The sequence below is a fragment of the Streptomyces sp. NPDC031670 genome (genome assembly GCF_055580545.1).
In genome coordinates, this window is record NZ_JBVILC010000027.1 from 79,493 (window position 1) to 102,940 (window position 23,448).

Annotated in this window: 17 protein-coding genes; 11 read left to right on the top strand and 6 right to left on the bottom strand. The window is 71.3% G+C overall.

The features are described from left to right. Nucleotides 1-42 precede the first annotated feature (42 nt). Nucleotides 43-1,269: a hypothetical protein gene (locus tag ACZ5ID_RS32880; RefSeq protein WP_468905330.1), complete on the bottom strand. Its 1,227-nt coding sequence runs from the start codon at nt 1,267-1,269 to the stop codon at nt 43-45. Between the two features lie 1,239 nt (nt 1,270-2,508). Here ACZ5ID_RS32880 and ACZ5ID_RS32885 point away from each other — a divergent pair. The 3 genes from ACZ5ID_RS32885 to ACZ5ID_RS32895 all read left to right on the top strand — a co-directional run bounded on the left by ACZ5ID_RS32885 (nt 2,509) and on the right by ACZ5ID_RS32895 (nt 5,010). Then, nucleotides 2,509-3,312, top strand: coding sequence for an MmyB family transcriptional regulator (locus ACZ5ID_RS32885; RefSeq protein ID WP_468905333.1), 804 nt, complete (start codon nt 2,509-2,511; stop codon nt 3,310-3,312). Nucleotides 3,313-3,451: 139 nt separating this feature from the next. Then, complete coding sequence (locus tag ACZ5ID_RS32890) at nt 3,452-4,504, top strand: MBL fold metallo-hydrolase (protein ID WP_468905336.1); 1,053 nt, start codon at nt 3,452-3,454, stop codon at nt 4,502-4,504. Further along, nucleotides 4,501-5,010, top strand: coding sequence for a hypothetical protein (locus ACZ5ID_RS32895; protein WP_468905339.1), 510 nt, complete (start codon nt 4,501-4,503; stop codon nt 5,008-5,010). Before ACZ5ID_RS32890 ends, ACZ5ID_RS32895 begins: the two co-directional genes overlap by 4 nt. 33 nt (nt 5,011-5,043) lie before the next feature. On the opposite strand, the gene ACZ5ID_RS32900 is transcribed toward ACZ5ID_RS32895, so the two are convergent. Continuing rightward, entirely contained in the window at nt 5,044-5,229 is a 186-nt protein-coding gene (locus ACZ5ID_RS32900) for a hypothetical protein (protein ID WP_468905341.1), read from the bottom strand. Nucleotides 5,230-5,464: 235 nt separating this feature from the next. After that, nucleotides 5,465-5,830: a hypothetical protein gene (locus tag ACZ5ID_RS32905; protein ID WP_468905344.1), complete on the bottom strand. Its 366-nt coding sequence runs from the start codon at nt 5,828-5,830 to the stop codon at nt 5,465-5,467. A gap of 266 nt (nt 5,831-6,096) precedes the next feature. On the opposite strand from ACZ5ID_RS32905, the gene ACZ5ID_RS32910 reads away from it, so the two are divergent. Next, on the top strand, nt 6,097-7,716 hold the full coding sequence (locus ACZ5ID_RS32910) for an ABC-F family ATP-binding cassette domain-containing protein (protein ID WP_468905346.1): 1,620 nt from the start codon (nt 6,097-6,099) through the stop codon (nt 7,714-7,716). A gap of 67 nt (nt 7,717-7,783) precedes the next feature. On the opposite strand, the gene ACZ5ID_RS32915 is transcribed toward ACZ5ID_RS32910, so the two are convergent. Next, on the bottom strand, nt 7,784-10,174 hold the full coding sequence (locus ACZ5ID_RS32915; protein WP_468905349.1) for a non-reducing end alpha-L-arabinofuranosidase family hydrolase: 2,391 nt from the start codon (nt 10,172-10,174) through the stop codon (nt 7,784-7,786). Between the two features lie 388 nt (nt 10,175-10,562). Continuing rightward, nucleotides 10,563-12,152 (bottom strand): sigma-70 family RNA polymerase sigma factor, encoded by a 1,590-nt coding sequence (locus ACZ5ID_RS32920; RefSeq protein ID WP_468905352.1) that lies wholly within the window; start codon nt 12,150-12,152, stop codon nt 10,563-10,565. A 273-nt stretch (nt 12,153-12,425) separates the two neighbouring features. Between ACZ5ID_RS32920 and ACZ5ID_RS32925 the strand changes: the two genes are divergently transcribed. Further along, on the top strand, nt 12,426-14,540 hold the full coding sequence (locus tag ACZ5ID_RS32925) for a PIG-L family deacetylase (protein ID WP_468905355.1): 2,115 nt from the start codon (nt 12,426-12,428) through the stop codon (nt 14,538-14,540). Nucleotides 14,541-14,842: 302 nt separating this feature from the next. Here ACZ5ID_RS32925 and ACZ5ID_RS32930 read toward each other — a convergent pair whose 3' ends face one another. Next, complete coding sequence (locus ACZ5ID_RS32930; protein WP_468905358.1) at nt 14,843-15,532, bottom strand: gamma-glutamyl-gamma-aminobutyrate hydrolase family protein; 690 nt, start codon at nt 15,530-15,532, stop codon at nt 14,843-14,845. Between the two features lie 710 nt (nt 15,533-16,242). Here ACZ5ID_RS32930 and rfbA point away from each other — a divergent pair. The 6 genes from rfbA (at nt 16,243) to rfbH (ending at nt 23,205) form a co-directional block, all read left to right on the top strand. Beyond that, nucleotides 16,243-17,112, top strand: a complete 870-nt coding sequence (rfbA, locus tag ACZ5ID_RS32935; RefSeq protein ID WP_468905361.1) for a glucose-1-phosphate thymidylyltransferase RfbA — start codon at nt 16,243-16,245, stop codon at nt 17,110-17,112. A 35-nt stretch (nt 17,113-17,147) separates the two neighbouring features. Beyond that, nucleotides 17,148-18,545, top strand: coding sequence for an NDP-hexose 2,3-dehydratase family protein (locus ACZ5ID_RS32940; protein ID WP_468905364.1), 1,398 nt, complete (start codon nt 17,148-17,150; stop codon nt 18,543-18,545). A 49-nt stretch (nt 18,546-18,594) separates the two neighbouring features. Further along, on the top strand, nt 18,595-19,746 hold the full coding sequence (locus tag ACZ5ID_RS32945; RefSeq protein ID WP_468905367.1) for a nucleotide disphospho-sugar-binding domain-containing protein: 1,152 nt from the start codon (nt 18,595-18,597) through the stop codon (nt 19,744-19,746). A gap of 176 nt (nt 19,747-19,922) precedes the next feature. Beyond that, nucleotides 19,923-20,900 (top strand): dTDP-glucose 4,6-dehydratase, encoded by a 978-nt coding sequence (gene rfbB, locus ACZ5ID_RS32950; protein ID WP_468905370.1) that lies wholly within the window; start codon nt 19,923-19,925, stop codon nt 20,898-20,900. Next, entirely contained in the window at nt 20,897-21,904 is a 1,008-nt protein-coding gene (locus ACZ5ID_RS32955) for an NAD-dependent epimerase/dehydratase family protein (RefSeq protein ID WP_468905372.1), read from the top strand. The genes rfbB and ACZ5ID_RS32955 overlap by 4 nt, the downstream gene beginning before the upstream one ends. Next, nucleotides 21,901-23,205, top strand: coding sequence for a lipopolysaccharide biosynthesis protein RfbH (rfbH, locus tag ACZ5ID_RS32960; protein WP_468905375.1), 1,305 nt, complete (start codon nt 21,901-21,903; stop codon nt 23,203-23,205). The genes ACZ5ID_RS32955 and rfbH overlap by 4 nt, the downstream gene beginning before the upstream one ends. Nucleotides 23,206-23,448 lie beyond the last annotated feature (243 nt).

The window sequence follows — 23,448 nt, forward strand, 5'->3', positions numbered from 1 at the left end:
ACCCGACGGCTCACCGGCCGGTCGGCTCACCGGCCGGTCGGCTCACCGGTCGGCGTCCCCGTACAGACCGAGCCGCTCCAGTGCGCGGATCGCCCGGTAGTCCCTCTCGATCGCCTCCCGGGAGGCCGCGGCCAGGACGAGCAGGCCGGGGCACGTGGCGCGGTCGACCGTGCGCCGTACGGGGGCACCCGGCGTCAGTGACCCCTCCTTGGCGACCACCGTCGGCAGGGAGGTGAGGACGCCCAGCAGGCGGCCGTCGAGGAACCCGTCGCGCGGGGCCACCAGCGATACCCGGGACACATGCCGGTACGCGCCCGTCGAGGGCGCGAGCCGCCCGGTGGCCGCGGCGTGGACGGTGGCCCGCACATGGTCGATGCCCGTGGCCCGCGCCACCAGCTCCTCCACCGGTGTCGTGCGCGCGAACGCCTGCGCCGACAGCAGGGTCGGGCCGTGCTCGGCGGAGAAGGTGATCCGGCAGCGGGCCGCGCCGGCCCGTACGCCCAGTACGTCCAGGGCCCGCCCCGCGTACCGCAGCAGAGCGCGGCCGAGCACGCTGTGCGTATCCACGAGGTCGGAACGGCCGTGTACGCCCTGGCCGGTGCGCAGTTCGGACCAGAGCGCCACGACCGCGCGCTGCCCGGAACCGGGGACGGAGACGCTCTGGGCGACGAACTGCTGGCCCGGCACCACTTCCTGGATGACGAGGTCGGCGCTGCCGCTCTCGTGGAGGGCGGCCTCGCGCAGCCGCGGCCAGGCGGAGCGGATCTCGGCATCGCTGGTGCACATGGCGGGAGGCGCGGTCACCGCGCTGTCCGCCGCGGCGAGCACACAGGCGGGCAGATCGCGCAGTTCCGCCCAGCGCAGCGCCGCCGTCAGGCTGCCGGTGTGCAGGCCGCGCGGGGCGGAAAGCCCGCGGTCCCGCAGTGCCGCGGCCTGGACGGCCCGGTCGGTCCGCAGCACGGACGTCGAGGCCAAGTTGCCCGCGATTCCCAGCATATGGGCCAGCCGCTCGGCCAGGCCGACACCTGGCCCGCTGCCCGGCACGATGGCGCCGACCTGCCGGGCGCGCAGTTCGCACGCGGTGCGGCGCAGGGTGTCGTGCCGGATCTCCTCCCGGTGGCCGGCCGCGGGGAGGCGGGCGCGGTGCGCCGCGGGCAGGACCCCGGGGGGCAGGCTGACGGCGATGCTCGCCCACTCCGGGCCGGTGTACCGGGCGGCAAAGGCGCTGTCACCGCCGGGGGCGATGACGGCAACGGTCGGTGGCGTCACGGAAGAAGGGGACAGTGACCGGGCGGGCGAGGAGAAGGACACGGCGAGGCTCCGGAACGGACGAGGCCCGCGTAATCGTGCGGGCTGAGGGCGAGTCGAGTCGATGTGAGGTGAGTCGATTTGGAGGTGAGTTGACTCGGGGAAGCTCTGGGGAAGGGCGGTCAGTTGGCGTCGGCGCGGGCGCGGGCGCGGGCGCGTGGAGGCACCCGGCGACGTCCGTGCGGCGGCGGCTCGGCGTCGGGCCTGCGGGAAGCCGCCGCCGACAGGCGGGGCGAGGGGCGCCGCCGGTCATGGGCGGCGCCCCCCGGCGGGCCGAGGCGCCCGTGGAGGGCGGCGGGCGTACGGCGGCTCGTCGCCACGCTCTCGGCAGGTCCCGGCCGGCGAAGGGACGTGTACCGGCGGGACCTCTCAGGGGTGGTAGCGGGTGGTCCGGCGGCGGGCCGGGGCGTGGACCCGCGTCAGCGCGTCTTCGGGGCCGGATCGGGAAGGTGCACGGCGGTGCACGAGGGGCTTCCCTCTGTCATGGGGAGCCCGTGCACGCCGACAGCGCGTGCGGCCCGCCGCGTGAGGCGAGGGGGACGTGCGTACGTACGTCCTGGGCAGGGCCCCCCGCGAGGCGAGGCGGTCGCGACGCGTCCTGCGAGCACCCCCGGCGGTGGGGCGGCGGCCGTCTGGACACGCGGGCCGGGAGCATGGCACGGGGTCGGAGGGCCGACTCCTCGACCGCACACCGCACGCCGTTACGGTGTCCCGTGGCGCGTGGTGCCCAGGTCACCGTCTGGCGCGTCTGCCCCGTCTCGCCGCGCAGGACGTTTTCACCGCCGCGCAGGACGTTCTCGACGCCCTGCGGACGTACGGCTGATCATCCATCACACCGGTATCGTGCGCCGGTACGTGGGCGATGCGGTATGCGGTGCGGAGTGCGCCCTCGACTGCCGCGACATGGCGGTGGGGCGTCTTCGGTCCGATGCTCGTGCCCCGGGTGCCGCCGGTCCCCCGGACCGGACGGCCGTGTGTCTGTGCCATGCTCCACTCCCCGTCTTGGCTGGCGGGCCCCCGAATTCGTCACCGCCGGTCCGAGCCCTTCTCCGTGCGTTCCCGCAGCCCCGGATGACAGCTCCGTGACCTGATGGTGTTTCATCCTGAGGGACCGGCGATCATTTAACAACGGGAAGTTAATCTCCCGTATTACCGTATCTGATATTTAATATTCAACTACATTGCTCTGGGGGAGGGCGCGTGAATCACGAGGTCATCCAGCAGTTAATGCGGGCCCGTAGGGCAGCGCTCCGGCCGGAGGAGGCGGGACTGCCGCCCCGCCCCTCGGCGGGCCGCCGCGGGCCGAGGGTCAGGGGACTGAGTCAGACGGACGTCGACATCCTGATGCGCAAGGGCGTCGGCACCTACCAGAAGGTCGAGTCGGGCGCCCTGCGTCCGACGCCCGCCTACCTCCTGGAACTGGCCAGGGTGCTCAGGTTCAAGGACAGCGAGTACATCTATGTCCATCTGGAGTACTTCGGCACGGAACCGTCCCTTCCGCTCCATCCGGCCGCCGAACCGGAACTGCTGCCTTCCTGGCAGCAGGTACTGGACGGCCAGCGGGAGATGGCGTACATCACGGACTTCCGCTACAACCTGTGCTTCCACAACGAGCCGTTCGCCAAGATGTTCCCGCGCGGGGAGCCGCCGGAGAACACCATGGCCTGGATGCTGCTGGACCGCGAGGCGCGCGAGTTCTCGCTGATGGACTGGGGGTCCGTGTGGCTGCCCGCCCTCGTCCCGGCGCTGCGGGCCTCGCTGGCCGCCCATCCCGACGACCCCGTCCTGCTGGGCATCCGCGAGGGGCTGATGGACGATCCGTGGACGCGCCGCCACTACCAGGAGAGCGGCAGCGCCAAGATCCACCCGGACGGCGACCGGCGACCGCTGCGCCACGCCACCCTGGGGGAGGGCCACGTCACCATGATGCTCAGCCAGTTCCCGAACCCCTCCGGAGCGCGCTATACGACCCTGCTCTTCGATCGGGCGGAGACCGTGAACTGACGCGTGCCCATGGCGCCGACGACGGTTTTCGGACGTAATTCAGCAGACCGGTATCCAACCGGTACACCCGTGCCCTGTGGCCATTAATCCGGGGCACCGGCCGGCCGGACAGCCGGCCGAGCGAGGAAAGAATGCGCTCATGAGCTTGCCCCCTGCACTCACCCGCATAGCCGACGGAATCCACGCCTGGGTTCCGCAGAAGAACGGAACCTGGGGTTTCGCCAACTGCCTGGTCATCGCCTCCGGTACGGAGGCCGCTCTGGTCGACACTCCCTACGACGGCCCCCTGACCCGCAGCCTCATGGCGGCGGCCACGGCCGTCCTGCCCGAGGGGGCCCGGGTGGGCACCATCGTCAACACGCACGCCAACGGCGACCACACCTTCGGCAACGCCTTCTTCCCCGGTGCCGAGATCATCAGCACCCGGGCCAGCCTGGACCACCTCTGCCTGGAGCCGGACCCGGAGGCGATGCACCTCCTCACCCACACCACCCCCGCCGACGAGCCGCTCGGCTGGTACATGCGCAAGCATTTCGGCCACTACCGTTACGACGGCCTCCAACTGCGCCCGCCCACCCGCACCTTCACCGGCCGGCACACGCTCCACGTCGGAACGATCCCCGTGGAGCTCATCGAGGTCGGCCCGGCACACACCGTCGGCGACCTGATCGTCCACCTGCCCGAGCAGGCAACCGTCTGCGCCGGCGACATCCTCTTCGTCGGCGACCACCCCGTGCACTGGGAGGGCCCGCTCTCCCGTGTCGCACGGGCATGCGAGACCATCCTGGCCCTGAACCCCCGTACCGTCGTACCCGGACACGGCCCCGTCGTCGGCCCGGAGGGGGTCCGCGCCCACCTCACCTACCTCCGCGACCTGGAGAGCCTCATCCACGCCGGCCATGCCGCCGGCCGGAGCGCGCGGACGACCGCCGAGGACATCATCGAGTCGGGCTTCCACTCCCACCTGGGCCTGCCGGAACGCCTGCTGATCCAGACCGCCGTCGAATACCGCCACCTGGACCAGGCCACCTCGGCCCCCGACCTGATCGCGCTCGCGGGGGAGGCCGCCCAGTGGGCCTTCGACCGACGCCCCGACTCGCCCGCGCCCGAAGCCGCACTGGTCGGGAACGAGGTCATCCGCCGTGGGGAAGGGACCCGTTCGTATCCGCAGGTGACGGAGGCCGGGAGATGACGCCGGACGAGGCCGTTGAGCAGCTCGGACGCGTAGCGCTGGGCAGGGCGCTGGGTCGGCATGTCGGCTCGGACCATCTCATCCAGTTGGGCCTGGAAGCCCTGCTGGCGGGGGTGGAAAGCCCATCGCTGGCCATGCTGGCCGGCCTGCTGCGAGGCGAGGAGCCGGAGGCGCCGGAGCTCTTCGACCAAGTGGTGGAGGAGCTGGGCCTGGCCGTCGAGGTGCCGGACGACCCTCGCGCGGCGAAGTGGGCGCTCGCTTACTGGGCTGCCCAGCAGATGGTGGACGGCACACTCGACATCACTGCCGGAGCATGGCTGATCAGGTACGAGCTCGCTTACGCTCTGGGCTACCCCCAGGACCTTGAGCGACTGGGATGCTGCGCCCTGGAGCTGGACGGCTGGGAAGAACACTGGGGCGTCGCCTACGAGTCCCTGGAACGCGAGACACTCCAGGCCGCCCGCGAGTTCCTGGGCACACGCCCGCCGGGGGACCGCCGAGACTGACGCCCGGCGTGGAGGCGCACCCCCACGACCCCGCTAGGAGTGCTTGATCGTCTGCCCCTCGGGGACCTGGTAGCAGCCCGAGACGACTTCGATGCCGAGGCTCGGGACGTCGTCCTTGCTGTACGCGACGATCGAGACGCTCATCTTCTTGGCGTCGTTGTCCGCGACGAGATTGAGGTTCTTGTTCGGGCTGTTGTCCCGGTACTCGTCCTTCAGCACCCAACCACCCTTGCTGAGCCACGTCGGGGGTCCGCTATAGTAGATCTTGAGCTTGCGCCGCGAACGAGCGGTGGCGGGACATGCGTTGGTGGTCCAAGGAAAGGCGCCCCACTTCCTGTGGGGAGATGCAGGTGCAAGGCCTGCCCAGCGCTCGATCGAGAAGGGCCCTGGCCCCGTAGTCACTACGGGGCCAGGGCCCTTCTCCATGCTGCCCGTTGGCCCCGGCCGTGGGCTCTCAGGCGATCCCGTAGATCCGGAACGCGTACAGGGCCGGTACGGGGCAGGCGAGGGCGCCGAGCAGGAGCAGGCGGCTCGCCGGTGCCAGGCGGCGGACTCCGGGAGCAAAAGCCAGCGCGCCGAGCGCCGCGGCTGCGCCGAGGACGGTCCCGAAGTAGGTCAGGACGAAGTCCCGGACGGGCGCGCCGTCCGCGGCGCCCCAGAGCGCCGCCATGCCGACCACCAACGTCACGAGGGCGAGCGAGGCGAGCGTCATACCCCACACCGCGGCGGCGAGTCCGATGACGACGGCCTGTCCGGGGCGGGGACGGGGCCGCGGCGGCCGGTAGGGGCCGTACAGGGTCGCGTAAGTGGTGGGGTTCACGGGGGTTTCCTTTTCCGTCGCCTCGGTTTCCGGGTCCGGGACGATCCTTGCGCCGGGGCACCGCCGGGGCATGCGCGCGCCTACTCATCTCTCGCGCGGGCCCCTACTCAGCCCGCGCGGCCCGCGCGGCGGCCGGCGCCGTGACACGTACTCACGCGTCTGGGCCCAGCGGTCCGGAACCCCTCGCGCGGCAGCCCGCGGAAGGTCCCGCCGCCCCCCGGAAAACACGTTGTGCCCCCACCGCGCCGCCCCGAGGATGGTGAACCATGGGACATCTCGAAGCCTCGCACCTGGAGTACTACCTGCCCGACGGACGGGTGCTGCTCGGTGACGCCTCGTTCCGGGTGGGCGAGGGCACGGTCGCGGCCCTGGTCGGTGCCAACGGCGCCGGGAAGACCACCCTGCTGCGGCTGCTCTGCGGCGAGCTGCGCCCGCACGGCGGGAGCGTGAACTCCAGCGGCGGCGTCGGCGTCATGCACCAGTTCGTCGGCTCGGTGCGCGACGAGCGCACCGTGCGCGACCTGCTGGTGTCGGTCGCGCAGCCGAGGATCAGAGAGGCCGCGGCGGCCGTCGACGCCGCCGAGCACCTGATCCTGACGGTGGACGACGAGAGCGCGCAGATGCGGTACGCGCAGGCGTTGAGCGACTGGGCCGAGGCGCGCGGATACGAGGCCGAGACCGTCTGGGACATGTGCACCATGGCCGCGCTCGGCACACCGTACGACCGGGCCCAGTTCCGCGAGGTGCGCACCCTGTCCGGCGGCGAGCAGAAGCGCCTGGTCCTGGAGGCGCTGCTGCGCGGCCCCGACGAGGTGCTGCTCCTGGACGAGCCCGACAACTACCTGGACGTCCCCGGCAAGCGGTGGCTGGAGGAGCGCCTCGCGGAGACCCGCAAGACGGTCCTGTTCATCTCCCACGACCGGGAGCTGCTGGCCCGGGCCGCCCAGCGGATCGTCGCGGTCGAGCCGGGCCCCGCCGGATCGGATGTGTGGGTGCACGGCGGCGGCTTCGGCACCTTCCACCAGGCGCGCGAGGAGCGGTTCGCCCGCTTCGACGAACTGCGAAGGCGCTGGGACGAGAAACGGGCGCAGCTCAAGCGCCTGGTGCAGGACCTCCAGCAGTACGCCGCGCGCAGCGACGACATGGCCTCCCGCTACCAGGCGGCCAAGACCCGGCTGCGCAAGTTCGAGGAGGTGGGCCCGCCCCCCGAGCCGCCGCGCAAGCAGGACATCCGGATGCGCCTGGCGGGCGGCCGGACCGGCGTACGGGCCGTGGTGTGCCGGGACCTGGAGCTCACGGGCCTGATGAAACCGTTCTCCCTGGAGGTCTTCTACGGGGAACGGGTCGCGGTGCTCGGCTCCAACGGCTCCGGCAAGTCGCACTTCCTGCGGCTCCTCGCGGGCGAGGACGTCCGGCACACCGGCACCTGGAAGCTGGGGGCCCGGGTCGTCCCCGGCCACTTCGCCCAGACCCACGCCCACCCCGAACTCATCGGCCGCACCCTGGTCGACATCCTGTGGACCGAGCACGCCAAGGACCGGGGCGGCGCGATGTCGGCCCTGCGCCGCTACGAGCTGGAACGCCAGGGCGACCAGCCCTTCGACAAACTCTCCGGCGGCCAGCAGGCCCGCTTCCAGATCCTGCTCCTGGAGCTCGCCGGCACCACGGCGCTGCTCCTGGACGAGCCGACGGACAACCTCGACCTGGAGTCGGCGGAAGCCCTCCAGGAGGGCCTGGAGGCGTACGAGGGCACGGTGCTGGCGGTCACCCACGACCGCTGGTTCGCCCGCTCCTTCGACCGCTACCTGGTCTTCGGCTCGGACGGCGTGGTCCGCGAGAGCTCGGAACCGGTGTGGGACGAGCGCCGGGTGGAGCGGGTGCGCTGAGGGTTGAACGGGAGGAACCCCAGCCGGACGTACGGCTGGGGTTCCCCCGTGGTGGTGTGGGCCGGGGTCAGCGGCGCAGGGTGAGGACGCCCGGTCGGTACGGCAGCTGGTCGTAGGGGCCGGTCGCCGTGGGCGACTTGCCCTGGTAGAGGAGCTGCAGGTTGCAGGGGTCGACGGTCATGGTCTGGTCGGGGTTGTCGCGGACCAGGTCACCGTGGCTGATGTCGTTGGTCCAGGTGGCACCGCTGTTGGCCTTGCCCGCGAAGGGGTTGCTCTCGCTGGCGGCCTGCGGGGTCCACGTACCGCTCAGGCTGGAGGCCGTGAACGAGCGGAAGTAGCGCTGCTCGTTGGCGCCCCGAGCCTCGACGATCATGAGGTACTGGTTCTGGCCCTTGACCTTGTAGACCTGCGGCGCCTCGAACAGGTTCTTCACCGTGTCGCTCATGACCGTGGTGTACGAGGAGCCGAAGTTGCCGGGGAAGTTCCCGATCGGCATGCTCGCCCGGTAGATCTTGCCGTTGTCACCGGCGAAGAACAGGTACATGTTCTGGCCGTCGCCGATCAGCGTCTGGTCGATCGGGGCGCCGCCCGGGATGCTCCCGGTGAACAGCGGCTGCGGCGCGGACCAGCCGTTGGGGTCGGCGGGGTTGCTCGACGTGCGGTAGATGAACGGCCACGCGCCCCACTGGTAGGCCAGCACCCAGATCTTCTTGGGCGCGAAGTAGAACAGCGTGGGCGCCACCGCCTTCTGGTTCATCCCGGTCTGGCGCGCCGAGGACATGTCCGACCAGTTGGTGAAGGGCGCGAAGGCCATCGAGCCGTACGACGAACCCGACACGTTCGACCCGTAGACCAGGTGCTTGCCCTGGTACGTCACGGTGGTGAAGTCCTTCAGCGAGGTCCATCCGTTGGCCGGCTGCGCCAGCGCACCCGTCGAGGACCACCGGTACGTCGACGGGAGGGCGCAGGTGCCGCCCGTCGGCGCGGGCGAGGTCGGGGCCGGCGCCGAGGACGGGCCGGTCCACTTCTGGTTGCCGCCGGACCAGCAGGAGTGCAGCTGGATCTTCGTGCCGTTGGCGGTGGCAGCGCCCACGGCGTCGAGGCAGAGCCCGGAGCGGACGCCGGCGATCGTACCGTCGGTGTTGACGTTCCACTGCTGGTCGGCGCTGCCGTCGCAGTCCGAGATGACCGCCGGGGTGCCGTTGGCGGTGCCCTTGTTCCCGGCGGCCAGGCACTTGTTGCCGTACACCATCAGCTGTTTGGCGGCGGTGTGGGTCCAGCGCTGGTTGGTCTGCCCGTTGCAGTCCCACAGCTGCGCCTGGGTGCCGTTGGCGGTGGAGAAGCCGTTGATGTCGATGCAACGGCCGGAGGCGGCACCCTTGATCTCACCGCCGGAGCCGGGCTCGCCCGGCGTGGTGCCCGACCCGCCGGGGGTGGGGCCCGGTGCGGCCTTGAGGGCGTTCATGACGGCGGTGTAGGCGGGCTTGGGGTTGCCGTTGTCGTCGAACAGCAGGGGTTTCTCGCCGCCGCGCCAGGAGTCGCGGTCACGGACGCCCCACACCGTGATGCCGTTGCACCGGGCCACCGACAGGCAGGCGTTGACCGCGGTGGCGTAGTGGGTGGGGGACGCCCCGGCGATGTCCAGCTCGGTGAGCTGTACGTCGACGCCGAGCGCGGCGAAGCCGGACAGGGTGGTTTGGAAGCTGGGCGGCGGCCCGCCGGGGCCGAAGTGGCTCTGGAACCCGACGCAGTCGATCGGCACGCCGCGGGACTTGAAGTCCTTGACCATGCGGTAGACGCCCTGGGTCTTGGCGTCCGTCCAGTTCTCGATGTTGTAGTCGTTGTAGCAGAGCTTGGCCGAGGGGTCTGCCGTACGGGCGGTGCGGAACGCCTCCTCGATGAAGCCGTCGCCCAGCACGTCCTGGAACACCGAACCACGGTGCCGGCCGGAGCCGTCGGCGAACGCCTCGTTGACCACGTCCCAGGCGTAGATCTTGCCCTTGTAGTGGGTCATCTCGGTGGTGATGTGGTTCTTCATCACGCCGCGCAGCGTGTTCGCGTCGTGGATGGAGCGGACCCAGGCGGGCAGCTGCGAGTGCCAGACCGTGGTGTGGCCGCGCAGCCGCTGGCCCTGCGCCTGGGCGTGGCTGACGATCCGGTCGGCGGCGCCGAAGGTGAACGTGCCGCGGGACGGCTCGATCGCGTCCCACTTCATCTCGTTCTCCGGGGTCACCATGGTGAACTCCCGGTCCGCGATCGCGGTGTACGCCGGGTCACCGAGCCGGCCGGAGGCCAGGGCGGTACCGAAGTACCGGCCCGAGGGGGCTGCCTGCGTACCCAGCGCGGCGGCTCCGGCGGAGCCGGGCAGGAGCGTCATGGCACCGGCGACCACCGCCGCGGCCGTCACACCGATCACTCCCGCCCGACGGCGCCGGCTGAGCCGGTGCATGCCCTTCATGACTTGCCTCGCGGGTCGTGGATGTGTCGCGTCATGGAAGCGTCTTTCTTCAGGAGAAACGTCAACGGTGAGTCGGGGCATCCGGCCCGCCGGCACACCGTGGCGAGCGGCGGGAAGAACACCCCACACACATGGAGGCCGCCGAACTCGCACCCCCGTAACGAAAATTCCGCGCCGCCCGGACGATGACCCGGTGATGCATCTCGCAGGAGAAAAGCGTTACGTGGGGCCGTGCGCTCCGGTCGTCCCGGCAAAAGGGGGCGCGTGCGGCCCGCGCGGGCGCGTTGCCGTCAGGCAGGTGGCGGCCACGGCCGGACAACCGTCGTCGCCCCTGCACAAGGAACCGTTGTCAGGAACGGTTGTCAGGAGTGGTTGCCGGGAGTGGTTGTCAGGCCCAGGCCCGGCGCAGGACGAAGGAGGCCTGCCCGGCGAAGGCGCGGGTGCCGTCGGAGCCGTCGAGCCAGATACCGCCGTCGCGTCGGCGCAGAACCGATCCCGGGTAGTTGTGCGCGTGCAGGGTCACCGACCCGGCGACCGAACCGGGGCTCGCGCAGAAGGTGGCGTCCTCCCGGAACAGGGCGCTGCCGTCGTCGGCGCTCAGCCGCAGCCGCAGTTCACGGTGGCGCAGATAGCGGCCGTCGTCGGCGCGGAAGGTGACGCACCGGCTGTCGGCCAGCCCCCTGACGACCGTGAAGGTGACCCGTCGCCGTGTCCGGGCGTCGCTGGACGCGGAGACCCGGCCGAGGGTCGCGAAGTCGCCGGAGTACGTGAGGTAGCGGGCGGGGGCGTCCACGGACTCCAGCGACCACGCGCCCAGCGCAACGGTGCCGGCGGGGGCGGACGGACTCGCCGGGGACGGTCCGGGCGTGGCGGTGGTGTGCGCCGGGGCCGGTGGGGCGGGGCGCGGGGAGGCGGGCGCGGGATGGCCGGCCGTGGGAGCGGCGCTGACGCCGGGCGCCCGGTGCGCGGGTTCGGGCCAGGTGACGTAGACGGCGGTCCCGGTGACGAGGACCGCGCCGGTGGCGAGGGCGAGCAGCGGATGCGCGGTCACGGCGGAGAGCTTGCCGAGCAGCGAGGCGTGCAGACCGCCCGTCCCGGCCGCGGCCCCGGCCGTCCCGGCTCCCGCCGTCCCGGCGGCGACGGGGGCGGCGGCCAGTCCGGCGGCGCTCACGGCCGTACCCGACAGCAGGCCCTTGGCGGCCAGCGCGGCGACGAGCCCGGCCGGGACCGCGAGCGGCGCGAAGCTGAGGAGCAGCAGCTCGGGCGGGACGCGTGTGAGGGTCGTCGCCGCGCAGACCGGGCAGGCGCGGGTGTGCCGCGCGATCCGCTTGCGCCACACCGACGTACGCCCGCCGTCCCAGCCCGCGACGGTCTCGTCCAGCCGCGGGCAGCGCGGGTCGGCCGCCAGCGCGGTGACGATGGCCCGGCTCAGCTCCAGCTGTTCGCGCATACGTTGCAGCCGTACTCCGACGTGGGCGACCGTGAGCCCCGTCGCGGCGGCGATGTCGTCGCGGCTCAGCAGACCGGCGCCCTCCTGCAGCCACAGCGACAGCAGCACGCGGTGGTCCGGGTCGAGCCACCGGCCGGCTTCGACGACCTGACGGCGCTCGTCCGACATGTGCAGACGCAGCATCGTCATGTCCTCGGGCACGGCGCAGGGATCCGCTATCGCGTCTGCCTCGTCGAGAACCGCGGTCCGGCCCGTGACGGCGCGCTGCCGCTCCCGGTGGGTACCGATCTGGCGGATCGTGATCGACACCAGCCAGGACCGGAAGCTCTCCGGAGCACGCAGCGCGGGCAGATCGCGCACCACCCGCAGCAGGGTTTCCTGGACGACGTCGTCGACATCGGCGTGCCCGCTCAGCGCCCGGCCGACGATGTTGTACAGCAACGGCAGGTAGGCGGCGACGAGTTCCTCGCGCGCCCGCTCGTCCCCGGCCTGCGCCGCGACGACCAGCCCCACATGGTCCGCAGCCATGAGCCCCCCATTCCCACCTCCCTCAGGGGAGCGATCCGCCGAGTACGGCGCCACACCTTAACGTCGGCGGGGGATACGGCCAAAGTCGGTGCGTCAGGCTGCCGGCCGGGCGGCGCGCGGGGCCAACCCCCCCCACCCGCCAAACCACCCCGCACCCCCCACCCCCCGCCGGGTATCTTGGCCGGGTCGACGGATGGGCCCGCCACTGACCGGGGCGGGTGTGCCGGGGCCGGGCCGGGGGCGCCCGTATGTTCGTCTTGCCAGGGGGAGACCTTGATACCGCAGCCCAGCCGGGGGCCGGCGCGCCGGAGCGTGCTCGCCGGGACCGTCGCCGTCGCCGCGGCGGGGTGTGTGCCGGGCCGCCGGAACGCCTCCGACCCGGACGGGCGCGGCGGCGGCGCTTCCCCCACGGGCGGCCCGCGCGGCGCCGCCACCGTCCTGCAGATCGTCGCCCACCCCGACGACGACCTGTACTTCATGAACCCGGACCTGGAGCAGTCGCTCACCGTGGGCGACCGGCTGGTCAGCGTCTATCTGAACTGCGGCGAGAAGGACGGCGTCAACAAGGTCCCGGGCCGCGGGGCCGCCTCCCGGCCCGACGAGCCGCGCTACGCCGGGGCCCGGCGCCAGGGGCTTCGGCAGGCGTACGCGTACATGGTCACCGGCCGCCCCGACGCGCCCTGGCGGACCGGGCCGCTCGCCCTGCCCGGCGGCCTGGAGGCCGAGCTGGACACGCTGGAGGGCCACGACCACGTCCAGCTGGTGTTCCTCGGCATACAGCAGTACGGCCCGGACTGGGTGCTGCCCCGGCTGTGGGCCGACCCCTCGGCCGTCACCCGGACCCGCGTCAGCACCGGCTCACCCGTGGCCCGCCCGTACGCCGTGACCCGCGCCGGGCTCATCGACGCCCTGGTCCATCTGCTCGACCGGTACGCGCCGACCCTCGTACGGACCATGGACCCCGATCCGGACCGGCAGCCCCACGACCCGCCCGGCGGCGGTGACGGGAGCGACCGCGAGGGCGCGGCGGGGCGCCGCGACCAGGTGAACCGCCTCCACCACGACCAGCCCGGCTACTCCGACCACCCCGACCACACCGCCACCGCGCTGTTCACCTTCGCCGCGCTGGAACGCCACCGCCGAGGCCGGTCCGCGCCGCCCTGGGCGGTCGTGCCGTACCGGGGGTACTACAACGAGCGCTGGCCGCAGAACCTGCCGAAGCAACTGGTCCGCCGCAAGGCGGACATCCTCAACGTGTACGGCGGCTCCCCGGGCTCGTGCGGCTTCGCGGCCGGATGCGGCGACTACGACGTGGGCCACGACAACTCCCTGGGCACCGGCTGGGTGCAGCGCACCAGCCCGCGCCAGCCGTTCGCCGCGCCCCGGGTCGCACCGGACGCGACGGGGCGGCTCCACGCCTTCGGAGTGCTCTCCGGGCAGGCGGTGATGTGGCATGAGACCACACGCGGCAGCGGAACATGGGGTGCGCCCATACCGGTCGGCGGGGACGGGATACTGCCCGGACTCACCGCGCTGCTCGACCCGCAGGGCTGCTGGCACCTGTTCGCGCCACGGATCACGGGGCTCGGGCCGCACCCCCGCGACAACCGGCGCGACCTCGCGTACACCCACCAGACCCGGCCCGGCACCGCGTTCGGCGCGTGGACGTCGCTGGGCACCCCCGACCGCGACCCGGAACGGGGCCGCCGCGTCGGCACCCCGGCCGTGGCCCGGGCCGCCGACGGAACCCTGCACCTCTTCGCCCGGAACTGGGAGCGCGGCCTCGCCACCCGCGTCCGGCGCCCCGGCGGGAGCTGGAGCCCCTGGACCCCGCTGGGCACGACGGCACCCGTACCGCCTCTCCAGGACGGCGTGGCAGCGGTGACCGACACCGGGGGCCGCGTCCATGTCTTCGCCACGGGCCGCGACACGGTCCACCACTGGACCCAGCAAACCCCGGGCGACGCCCTCACCGAACTCCCCACCGGCCTCCCGGCGTCGGCGGACCCGCCGACCGCGCTGGCCCAGCCGGACGGCTCGGTCCTGCTCGTCCTCCGCGAACCGGTCACCGCCCGCCCGCTCCTGCGCCGGCTCACCCCCGACGGCACCTGGCGGCCCGAGCCCTCCTCCGCCGTCCCCGGCCGGGGATACGGGGCGTTCGCGCTGCTTGCGGTGGGCGGCGGGGTGCTCCTGGCGGGCCGCAACAACGCGGGCACCGTCAGCTGGGCACGCCTGGGCGACGGCCCGGCGAAACCCCGCTGGTCGACGCTGCCGAGCCGAACGGTCACGGGCCCGTCGCTCGCCCTGACCCCGGACGGCCGCCCCCTGCTCACAACCCTCGCACCGGACGCGACGCTCTGTTCGGTGCCGGTACCGGACCGGCCCTGAGAGGCGGGGGCCGGAGTAGGCCCGGAGGTGAGCGAGGCCCCGCAGTTGCCGTCGTACAGACCCGGTGACGGGGCCGACTCCGGGATGGACGCCATGAACGGGCGGCCACGGCGGAGGGGGCGGCCGTCCACTCGCCCCGACGGCGGGCTCATACAGGTCGACGCCGGGCAAGCCGGTCGCGCAGCCGTATCGCCAGACGGAGAGCGGCTCGCTGCCTAGCGCGCCCCCGCAGGGCGGCCACCCGTATCGCCAGGACGGGCGCGAATCGTCACCACAGGCGCGTGGCCGGCGGCAGCTGTAGCTCAGTACGCCGCGCCGACGAAAGCCTTGAACAAGCCCGTGATGTCGGCGCCGCCCTCCTCGGCGTGCGGCTGGAATCCCATCAGGAAGCGCTTGGACGGGTCCTCGACCGCCTCGACGACACCGTCCTCCTGTGCCCAGGCGGTGGCGACCAGCCGGTCGCCGAGCTCCGCCACGCCCTGGTGGTGGTGGCAGTGCCCGGTCGTCGAGGAGCCCACGGCGGTCCCTAGGACGGAGTCGGGCGCGACCCTGAGGTCGCGCACCGTGTGGCGCCCCGGGACGGAGGGACCATGTGTGGGCAGGTGCTGGTGGAGCTTCCCGCCCCGGGAGACACAGATGACCTGCAGGCCCCGGCAGATGCCGAGGACCGGGATACCACGCCGTTCCGCGATGGCCAGGGCGGCGAAGTCGGTGGTGTCGCGCAGCTCGTCGGGCGGGAACGTGTGCGGGTCACGCTCGGCCCCGTACCGCGCGGGGTCGATGTCCGCGCCGCCGGTGATGAGGAGCGCGTCCACGGCGGCCATCACGTCCTCGACGGCCTCGGGTACCGGCGGCAGCAGCAGGGGCGCGCCGCCCGCCTCGGTCACCTTGGCCATGTAGGCCCATGGCTGTACGGCGGCCGGGATGGTGCCCCAGACACCCCAAGTCGCTGAAGCCGCATCCGCGGTGATCGCCACTAGTGGCCTGTTCACGGGCTGGCCCTCCTTGTGCTCGGCCCGCGCGTCGGACAGGCGCGGGTGATGGGTTTGCGGCAATCACGGCGAGGTCGGTGGGGATCGCGATCTGCGTCATCCGGCATAGCTCGATACCCAATCCCTTTTCGGTACGGACGCCCCTCCACCGATGTCCACGACTATGATCGCAAGCAGCCCGATCATGCAATGGTTCATGGTCACCAGTGTTCAAGCGCGGTTTCTCGCAGTTGAACACACTCCGCACCGACATGCTTCCGTATGAGATTCTTGGCGGCGACGGGAGAATGGTTGGGTGTAGTGGCGGACAAGATGTGAAATGGGACATTCCGGATGATTTCAGTAGCGTATGCAATTAAGGTGAGATCTTAGAATCCGCGGCCAAGGTTTTCCCGTCCCCGATGGCCGGGACGTTCTCTTCCGCCGCATGGACGGAGGGCGACCGGAGCCTTCTCACTGGCTCGGCCGGGTTGGGAATTCGTCACGTCACCCAGTGAGGTGCAGTATCCGGGGCCGGCCTGGGGGTCAGACCGCCCATGAGGGTCGATAAGCCCCGCCGATTTGCGCGTATGAACCCCGATGACAGACCTGCAAAGATCTGACGGAATTGACGATCATGTGACCTGACGCCGCTTGAAAGTGCATCGCCGGCAGATGATTCTTATGGTCGATGTCTGTTGAATCGACACGGAAAGCAAGGGAGATGCGGTGTGAAGGGAATTATCCTGGCCGGCGGGCATGGTACCCGGCTGCATCCAATCACGCTCGGCGCGTCGAAGCAGCTGCTTCCGGTCTACGACAAGCCCATGATCTACTATCCGCTCTCGGTTCTGATGCTCGCGGGAATCACCGACATACAAATAATCTCCTCTCCCGAAGACCTCAATAATTTCCGGAACCTGCTGGGAGACGGATCGGAACTCGGCATCTCCCTCAGCTACGCCGAGCAGGACAAGCCCAGGGGGCTCGCGGACGCGTTCCTGGTCTCGGCCGACCACATAGGGGACGATTCCGTCGCCCTCATTCTGGGCGACAACATCTTCCACGGGCCGAACTTCGGCAGCCTGCTGCACCGGGCCGTCCAGGACGTGGACGGCTGTGTCCTCTTCGGCTACCCGGTCCGCGACCCCGAGCGTTACGGGGTCGGCGAGGTGGACGAGCGGGGAAAGCTGATTTCGATCGAGGAGAAGCCGGCCGCGCCGCGCACCAACACGGCGATCACGGGCCTCTATCTCTACGACAACGACGTGGTGGACATCGCCAGGGGACTGCGGCCCTCCGAGCGCGGAGAACTGGAGATCACCGATGTCAACCGGATCTACATGGAACGTGACAAGGCCACGCTGATACCGCTGGGGCGCGGTTTCGTCTGGCTGGACACCGGAACCCACGACGCCCTCACCGAGGCGGGGCAATACGTGCAGATCCTGGAGCACAGGCAGGGTGTGAGGCTCGCCTGCCTCGAAGAAATCGCCTGGCGTATGGGGTACATAGACCGCGACGCCTGCTACCGCCTCGGCAGCCGGCTCGCGAAGTCGCCCTACGGCCAGTACGTCATGGAAGTGGCCCTCTCCGGATGAGGCCGCTGTCCACCGGACTCGGGGAGGGCACGGAAATGAGCGCGACGACGCGGCTTCGCCCGCGGATGGAACAGAACCTGGCACACCGGCTGGCGAGGTCGGCGAACGCGCGGGACGCCGGGCACGGCATGCGGACACGGGATGTTGCCGGGTGGCTCGAAAGCCGTACGCGGGCCCATCACTTTGCCGTGGAGCGGATCCCCTTCGGCAAGCTGGACGGCTGGTCCTTCGCCGAGGACACCGGGAACCTGGTGCACGAGAGCGGCCGGTTCTTCTCGGTGGAGGGCCTGTCCGTCACCAATTCCGAGGAGCCGTTCAGGCACTGGGAGCAGCCGATCATCCGCCAGCCCGAAGCCGGGATACTCGGCATCGTGGTGAAGGAGTTCGACGGCGTACTGCACTTCTTGATGCAGGCGAAGCTGGAGCCCGGAAACCGCAACCTGCTCCAGCTGTCGCCCACCGTGCAGGCTACGCGCAGCAACTACTCCCGGGTGCACCAGGGCGCGCAGGTCAGGTACCTGGAGCACTTCACCCGGCCGGACCGGGGGCGTGTCCTGTATGACGTGCGCCAGTCCGAACACGGCTCGTGGTTCTACCGCAAAGCCAACCGCAACATGCTCGTCGAGGCCGTCGGCGAGGTGGAGGAGCACGAGGACTTCTGCTGGCTGACACTGGGCCAGATCGGCGAGCTGCTGCACCGGGACAACGTGATCAACATGGATGCCCGGACGGTGCTCGCCGGTCTTCCCATCGGTGACCCCGGCGGGGACGCGCTGCGCACGGACGCCGAGTTCCAGTCATGGATCACCGTCGAACGTTCGGGCCACGACCTTCAGGCCCGGCTCGTCCCCCTGTCGGGCATCGCCGGCTGGGAGCTGGACGAGGACGCCCTCGCCAGGCCGGACGGCCGGTTCTTCCGGGTGGTCGCGGTCCGCGTACAGGCGGGGAGCCGCGAGGTGCCCGCCTGGTCCCAGCCCCTCTTCGAGCCCGGGGGCACGGGCGTCACGGCGCTCTTGTTCCGCCGTATCGGCGGCGTCATACACCTTCTGGTGCGGGCCAGGGCGGAGGCGGGCTTCCTGGACACCATCGAGCTCGGCCCCACCGTGCAGTGCACCCCCGGGAACTGGGACCGGGTGGAGCCCGCGCGGCGGCCCCCCTTCCTGGACGAGGTCCTGGCCGCCTCCCGCGACCGCGTCCGCTACGAGGCGGTGCACTCGGAGGAGGGAGGGCGCTTCCTGTACGCCGAGAGCCGCTACCTGTTCGTCGAGGCCGACGAGGCCACGGCGCCGCTGGAGCCGCCCGCCGGATTCCAGTGGTGCACCCCGGCCCAGCTCAGCGCGCTCACCGCGCACGGGCACTACGTCAACGTCCAGGCCCGGACGCTTCTTTCCTGCCTCAGCACCGGCGCGGTGCGTCTTGAGGACGCCGCCTGACCCTCGTACGTGAACTCACGTCGTCTCACGGGAAGCTTGTCGAAACTCCATGAAATTCCTGTTCATCGCCGGCGGCAGCTCGGCGACCGTCTTCACCATCGCTCCATTGGCAACGGCCCTGCGCAACGCGGGACACGACGTGCTCGTGGCCGCCAACGAACCGCTGACCGACACGGCGTCGAGCGTCGGTCTCCCTTCGGTCTCCATCAATCCCGAGCCGGTCTGGCACTTCATGCGGTTCGACCGTGCCGGCAACCAGATCGTTCCGCCCCAGGGGCACGTGGAGAACATGCTCCACACCGGCCGGTCCTTCGCCAGGATGGGTGTCGCCGGCCTGGACGCGCTGCGCGACCTCGCCCGCCACTGGCGGCCCGACGTGGTCGTGGGCGGGTCCATGACCTACGGCGCGGGATTGTTCGCCACCGAGCTCGGCGTCCCGTACGTACGCCAGGCCTGGGACGTCGTGCCCACCACGGAGGCGGACCCCGGCGCCGAGGAGGAGCTCCGGCCCGAGCTGGAACGGCTGGGGCTGACGGGGCTGCCGGTCGCCGACCTGACGATCGACGTATGTCCGCCGTCGCTGCGCCCGCACCTCGCGTCGGGCCACGTCGACGGGGCGCAGCCGATGCACTGGCTGCCCGGCAACAGCCAGCGCCGCCTGGAGCGGTGGATGTACACCCGCCCTGCGCAGGGCAAGCGCGTGGTGATCACGACGGGCACCCGGGCCCTCGCCTTCCAGTCCGCCCAGGAGATGCGGCGCCTGGTGGAGCGGCTGGCCGGGACTGGGGCGGAGGTACTGATCGCGGCTCCGGAGCAGGTCACCGAGAAGTTCGCCCCGGAGCTCGGCGACGTCCGCATCGGCTGGCTCCCGCTGGACGTGGTGGTCCCCACCTGTGATCTGCTGGTGCACCACGGCGGTGGCGTCACCGCCATGACCGCCATGAATGCCGGGGTGCCGCAGCTGATCACCCCCGAGGCCTCCTACATGCAGATCGTCGCAGGAGCCCTGACCGACTTCGGTGCCGGACTCACCGTGACGACGCAGGAGCCGGACTCGACGGAGGCGATCGCCGAGGCCTGCGGGGAAATCCTCCTCGACGCTCAGTACACCGAGCGGGCACGCGTCCTCTCCCAGGAGATGGGCGCGCTTCCGGCGCCCTCCGAGGTCGCGCACACCCTGGAGAAGCTCACCGCACGCTGAGCCGGGCCACCGAGCCCACCGGGGTGAGGAGCGCGCCACGGCGCGCTCCTCACCCCGCGCCGGTGCCGGCCCGAGGGCTCCGCAGCGCCACCCCACGGTCCATCCACGACGAGGAGATGTGTAGTCATGAACGCAGACCGACGCCGATACTGTGCCGTCGCGGGGGAGGGGGAGCGGTGAGGCTGCTCGTCACCGGCGGCGCCGGTTTCATCGGCTCGCACTTCGTGCGCACGCTGCTCCAGGACGGTTACCCCGGGCTGGAGGGCAGCCGGGTCACCGTCCTCGACTCGCTCAGCTACGCCGGCAACCGCGCCAACCTGCCCGTGAGCCACCCGCGCCTCGACTTCGTTCAAGGCGACATCCTCGACCTGCCGCTCCTGCTCGACCTGCTGCCCGGGCACGACGCGGCGGTGCACTTCGCCGCCGAGTCGCACGTGGACCGCTCCATCAATGATGCGAACGTGTTCGTCCGCACCAACGCCGAGGGCAGCCAGAACGTCTTCGAGGCATGCCGGCGCGCCGCGGTGGAGCGGGTCGTCCACGTCTCCACCGACGAGGTGTACGGCTCCATCGACTCCGGCTCCTGGACGGAGAGGGAACCGCTGCTGCCCAACTCCCCCTACGCCGCCTCCAAGGCCGCCTCCGACCTGATCGCGCGCGCCTACTGGCGCACCCACGGCCTCAACCTGTCGATCACCCGGTGCTCCAACAACTACGGGCCGTACCAGCACCCGGAGAAGCTCATCCCGCTGTTCGTCACCAATCTCGTCGAGGGACTGCCGCTGCCGCTGTACGGTGACGGCTCGAACATCCGCGAGTGGCTGCACGTCGACGACCACTGCCGGGCCATCCACCTGGTCCTCCTGAACGGGGGGGCAGGTGAGATCTACAACGTGGGCGGGGGCAACGAGCGGACCAACCGCGAGATCGCCGACCGTCTCGTCGAACTCGCCGGCGCCGACTCCTCCGTGGTACGCCGGGTGGCCGACCGCCTCGGCCACGACCTGCGCTACTCACTGGATGACACCAAGATCCGGCAGGAGCTGGGCTACGCCCCCCGCGTCTCCTTCGAGCAGGGGCTCGCCGACACCTTCGCGTGGTACCGCGACAACCCCGCCTGGTGGAAGCCGCTGAAGGGGAACGGACGCGGATGACCCCCACCGCCATGGTGCTGGGTGGCACCGGATTCCTCGGCGGACACATCTGCGCCGCACTGCGCGCCGCGGGACACCGCGTCGTCAGCGTCTCCCGCGGCCGGCCCCTGCGGGAACCGGGTGACGAGGACGTACGGCACGTCCACTGCGATCTCACCGGGGCGGCGGGGGAGATGGAGGCGTTGCTCGCGGACGTGGCGCCGACGGTGGTGGTGAACGCGGCCGGGGCGGTGTGGCAGCCCGACGAGGACCGGATGTGGTCCCTCAACGCCCACCTCGCCCGGCGGGTCGCCCGGGCGTCCGCGGCGCTGCCGGGCCCGCCCCGCCTGGTCCAGCTGGGCAGCTCGCACGAGTACGGGGCCGCCGCCCCCCGCAGCAGTACCGCCGAGGAAGCCCTCTGTGAGCCTGTCTCCGTGTACGGGCAAACCAAACTGTCCGGCACCGAAGCCGTGCTGCGCACCGCTCGGGAGACGGGCCTGACAGCCGTGGTGCTGCGGGTCGCCAACGCCACTGGCCCCGGAGTCCCCGCCGGCAGCCTGCTGGGAACCGTCGCGCAGCGCCTCGCCACCGCCGCCCCCCGCGGCGAGGGTGCGCCCGCACAGCTGCGGCTCGCGCCCCTGCGCGCCTGGCGCGACTTCGTGGATGCCCGGGACGTCGCCGCCTGCGCCGTGCTCGCGGCGACGGCCCCGGCCGGCGAGGTCACCGGCCGCGTCATCAACGTCGCCCGTGGCGAGGCTGTGCCCGTACGCCACGTCGTCGAGCGGCTCATCGCCCTGGCGGACGTCCCGGTACAGCTGACGGAGCGTCAACCGGCGCCCGAGTCCGGCGGGGACGGGCCGGGCGAGGAAGCCCGCGGGCTGCGCGCGGACCTGACGTGGCAGCAGTTGGACATATCTCGCGCGCGGCGCCTTCTGGGCTGGCGGCCAGCCGTGGACCTGGACACATCACTGGCAGATCTGCTCGCGGCCGTGCGGCTGCCGGAGCGGGAAAGGAAGCGCACGTGAGCGCTCACAAGAACCTCGTGCTCGACGAGGTCCGCAAGTTCCACCAGGACGCGCAGTCGCAGGGCGGCTTCGTTCCCGGCGTCACCGAGATCTGGCCCTCCGGCGCCGTCCTCGGGGAGGAGGACCGTGTGGCGCTGGTCGAGGCGGCCCTGGAGATGCGGATCGCCGCGGGGGTGAGTTCCCGCAAGTTCGAGTCGGCCTTCGCCCGCAAGCTCAAGCGCCGCAAGGCCCATCTGACGAACTCCGGTTCCTCCGCGAACCTGTTGGCGATGTCCGCGCTGACCTCGCACGTCTTGGAGGACGAGCGGCTGCGGCCCGGCGACGAGGTGATCACTGTCGCCGCCGGCTTCCCCACCACCGTCAACCCGATCCTGCAGAACGGCCTGACCCCGGTCTTCGTCGACGTCGAACTCGGTACTTACAACACCACCGCAGCGCGCGTCGAGCAGGCGATCGGCCCGCGCACTCGCGCCATCATCATCGCGCACGCGCTGGGCAACCCCTTCGAGGTCGCCGAGGTCGCCCAGCTGGCCGCCGACCGGGGCCTGTTTCTCATCGAGGACAACTGCGACGCGGTCGGTTCGACCTACGACGGGCGGCTGACTGGCACCTTCGGCGACCTGGCCACGGTGAGCTTCTACCCCGCGCATCACCTCACGATGGGGGAGGGCGGCTGCGTGCTGACCTCGAACCTGGCGCTGGCCAGAATCGTGGAGTCACTGCGCGACTGGGGCCGTGACTGCTGGTGCGAGCCGGGCGAGAACGACAAGTGTCTCAAGCGCTTCAAGTACCAGATGGGCAACCTGCCGGAGGGCTACGACCACAAGTACATTTTCTCTCACGTCGGCTACAACCTGAAGGCGACCGACCTCCAGGCGGCGCTCGGTCTGACCCAGTTGGCCAAGCTGGACGACTTCTGCGAGGCGCGCCGGCGCAACTGGCGCCGTCTGCGCGAGGGGCTCGACGGCGTCCCGCACCTGCTGTTGCCCGAGGCCACCGACCGCAGTGACCCGAGCTGGTTCGGCTTCGCCCTCACCGTGGACTACGACGCGCCATTCAGCCGCGCCGAGTTCGTCGATCACCTGGAGGGGCGCAAGATCGGCACACGCCGCCTGTTCGCCGGAAACCTGACCCGCCACCCGGCCTACCAGGACCAGCCGCATCGCGTCGTGGGCGACCTGGCCAACAGTGACGTCGTCACGGACCAGACCTTCTGGGTCGGCGTCTACCCTGCCATCACCGACGAGATGGTCGACTACGTCGTGTCCTCGGTGAAGGAGTTCGTCGCGAGCCGTAGCTGACGACCGGCCGCCGCACACCGCGTCCGCCGCCTTCGGCCCGATGGCCGGGGCGGCGCTCACGTTTTCTGCCCCTGGCCGCGGGTCGCCCACACTGCAAGAGGCGCGCTGTGCCGCCGCACGACGGGGCGTATGAATTGCGCGGCACCGTCCCGGACGGTGACCGCGCCGTAGGACCGCACGGGCGGCGGACCCGTCCCTGCCGAAGGGCCGGCACACCCCGGAGCGGGTGTGCCGGCCCTTCGG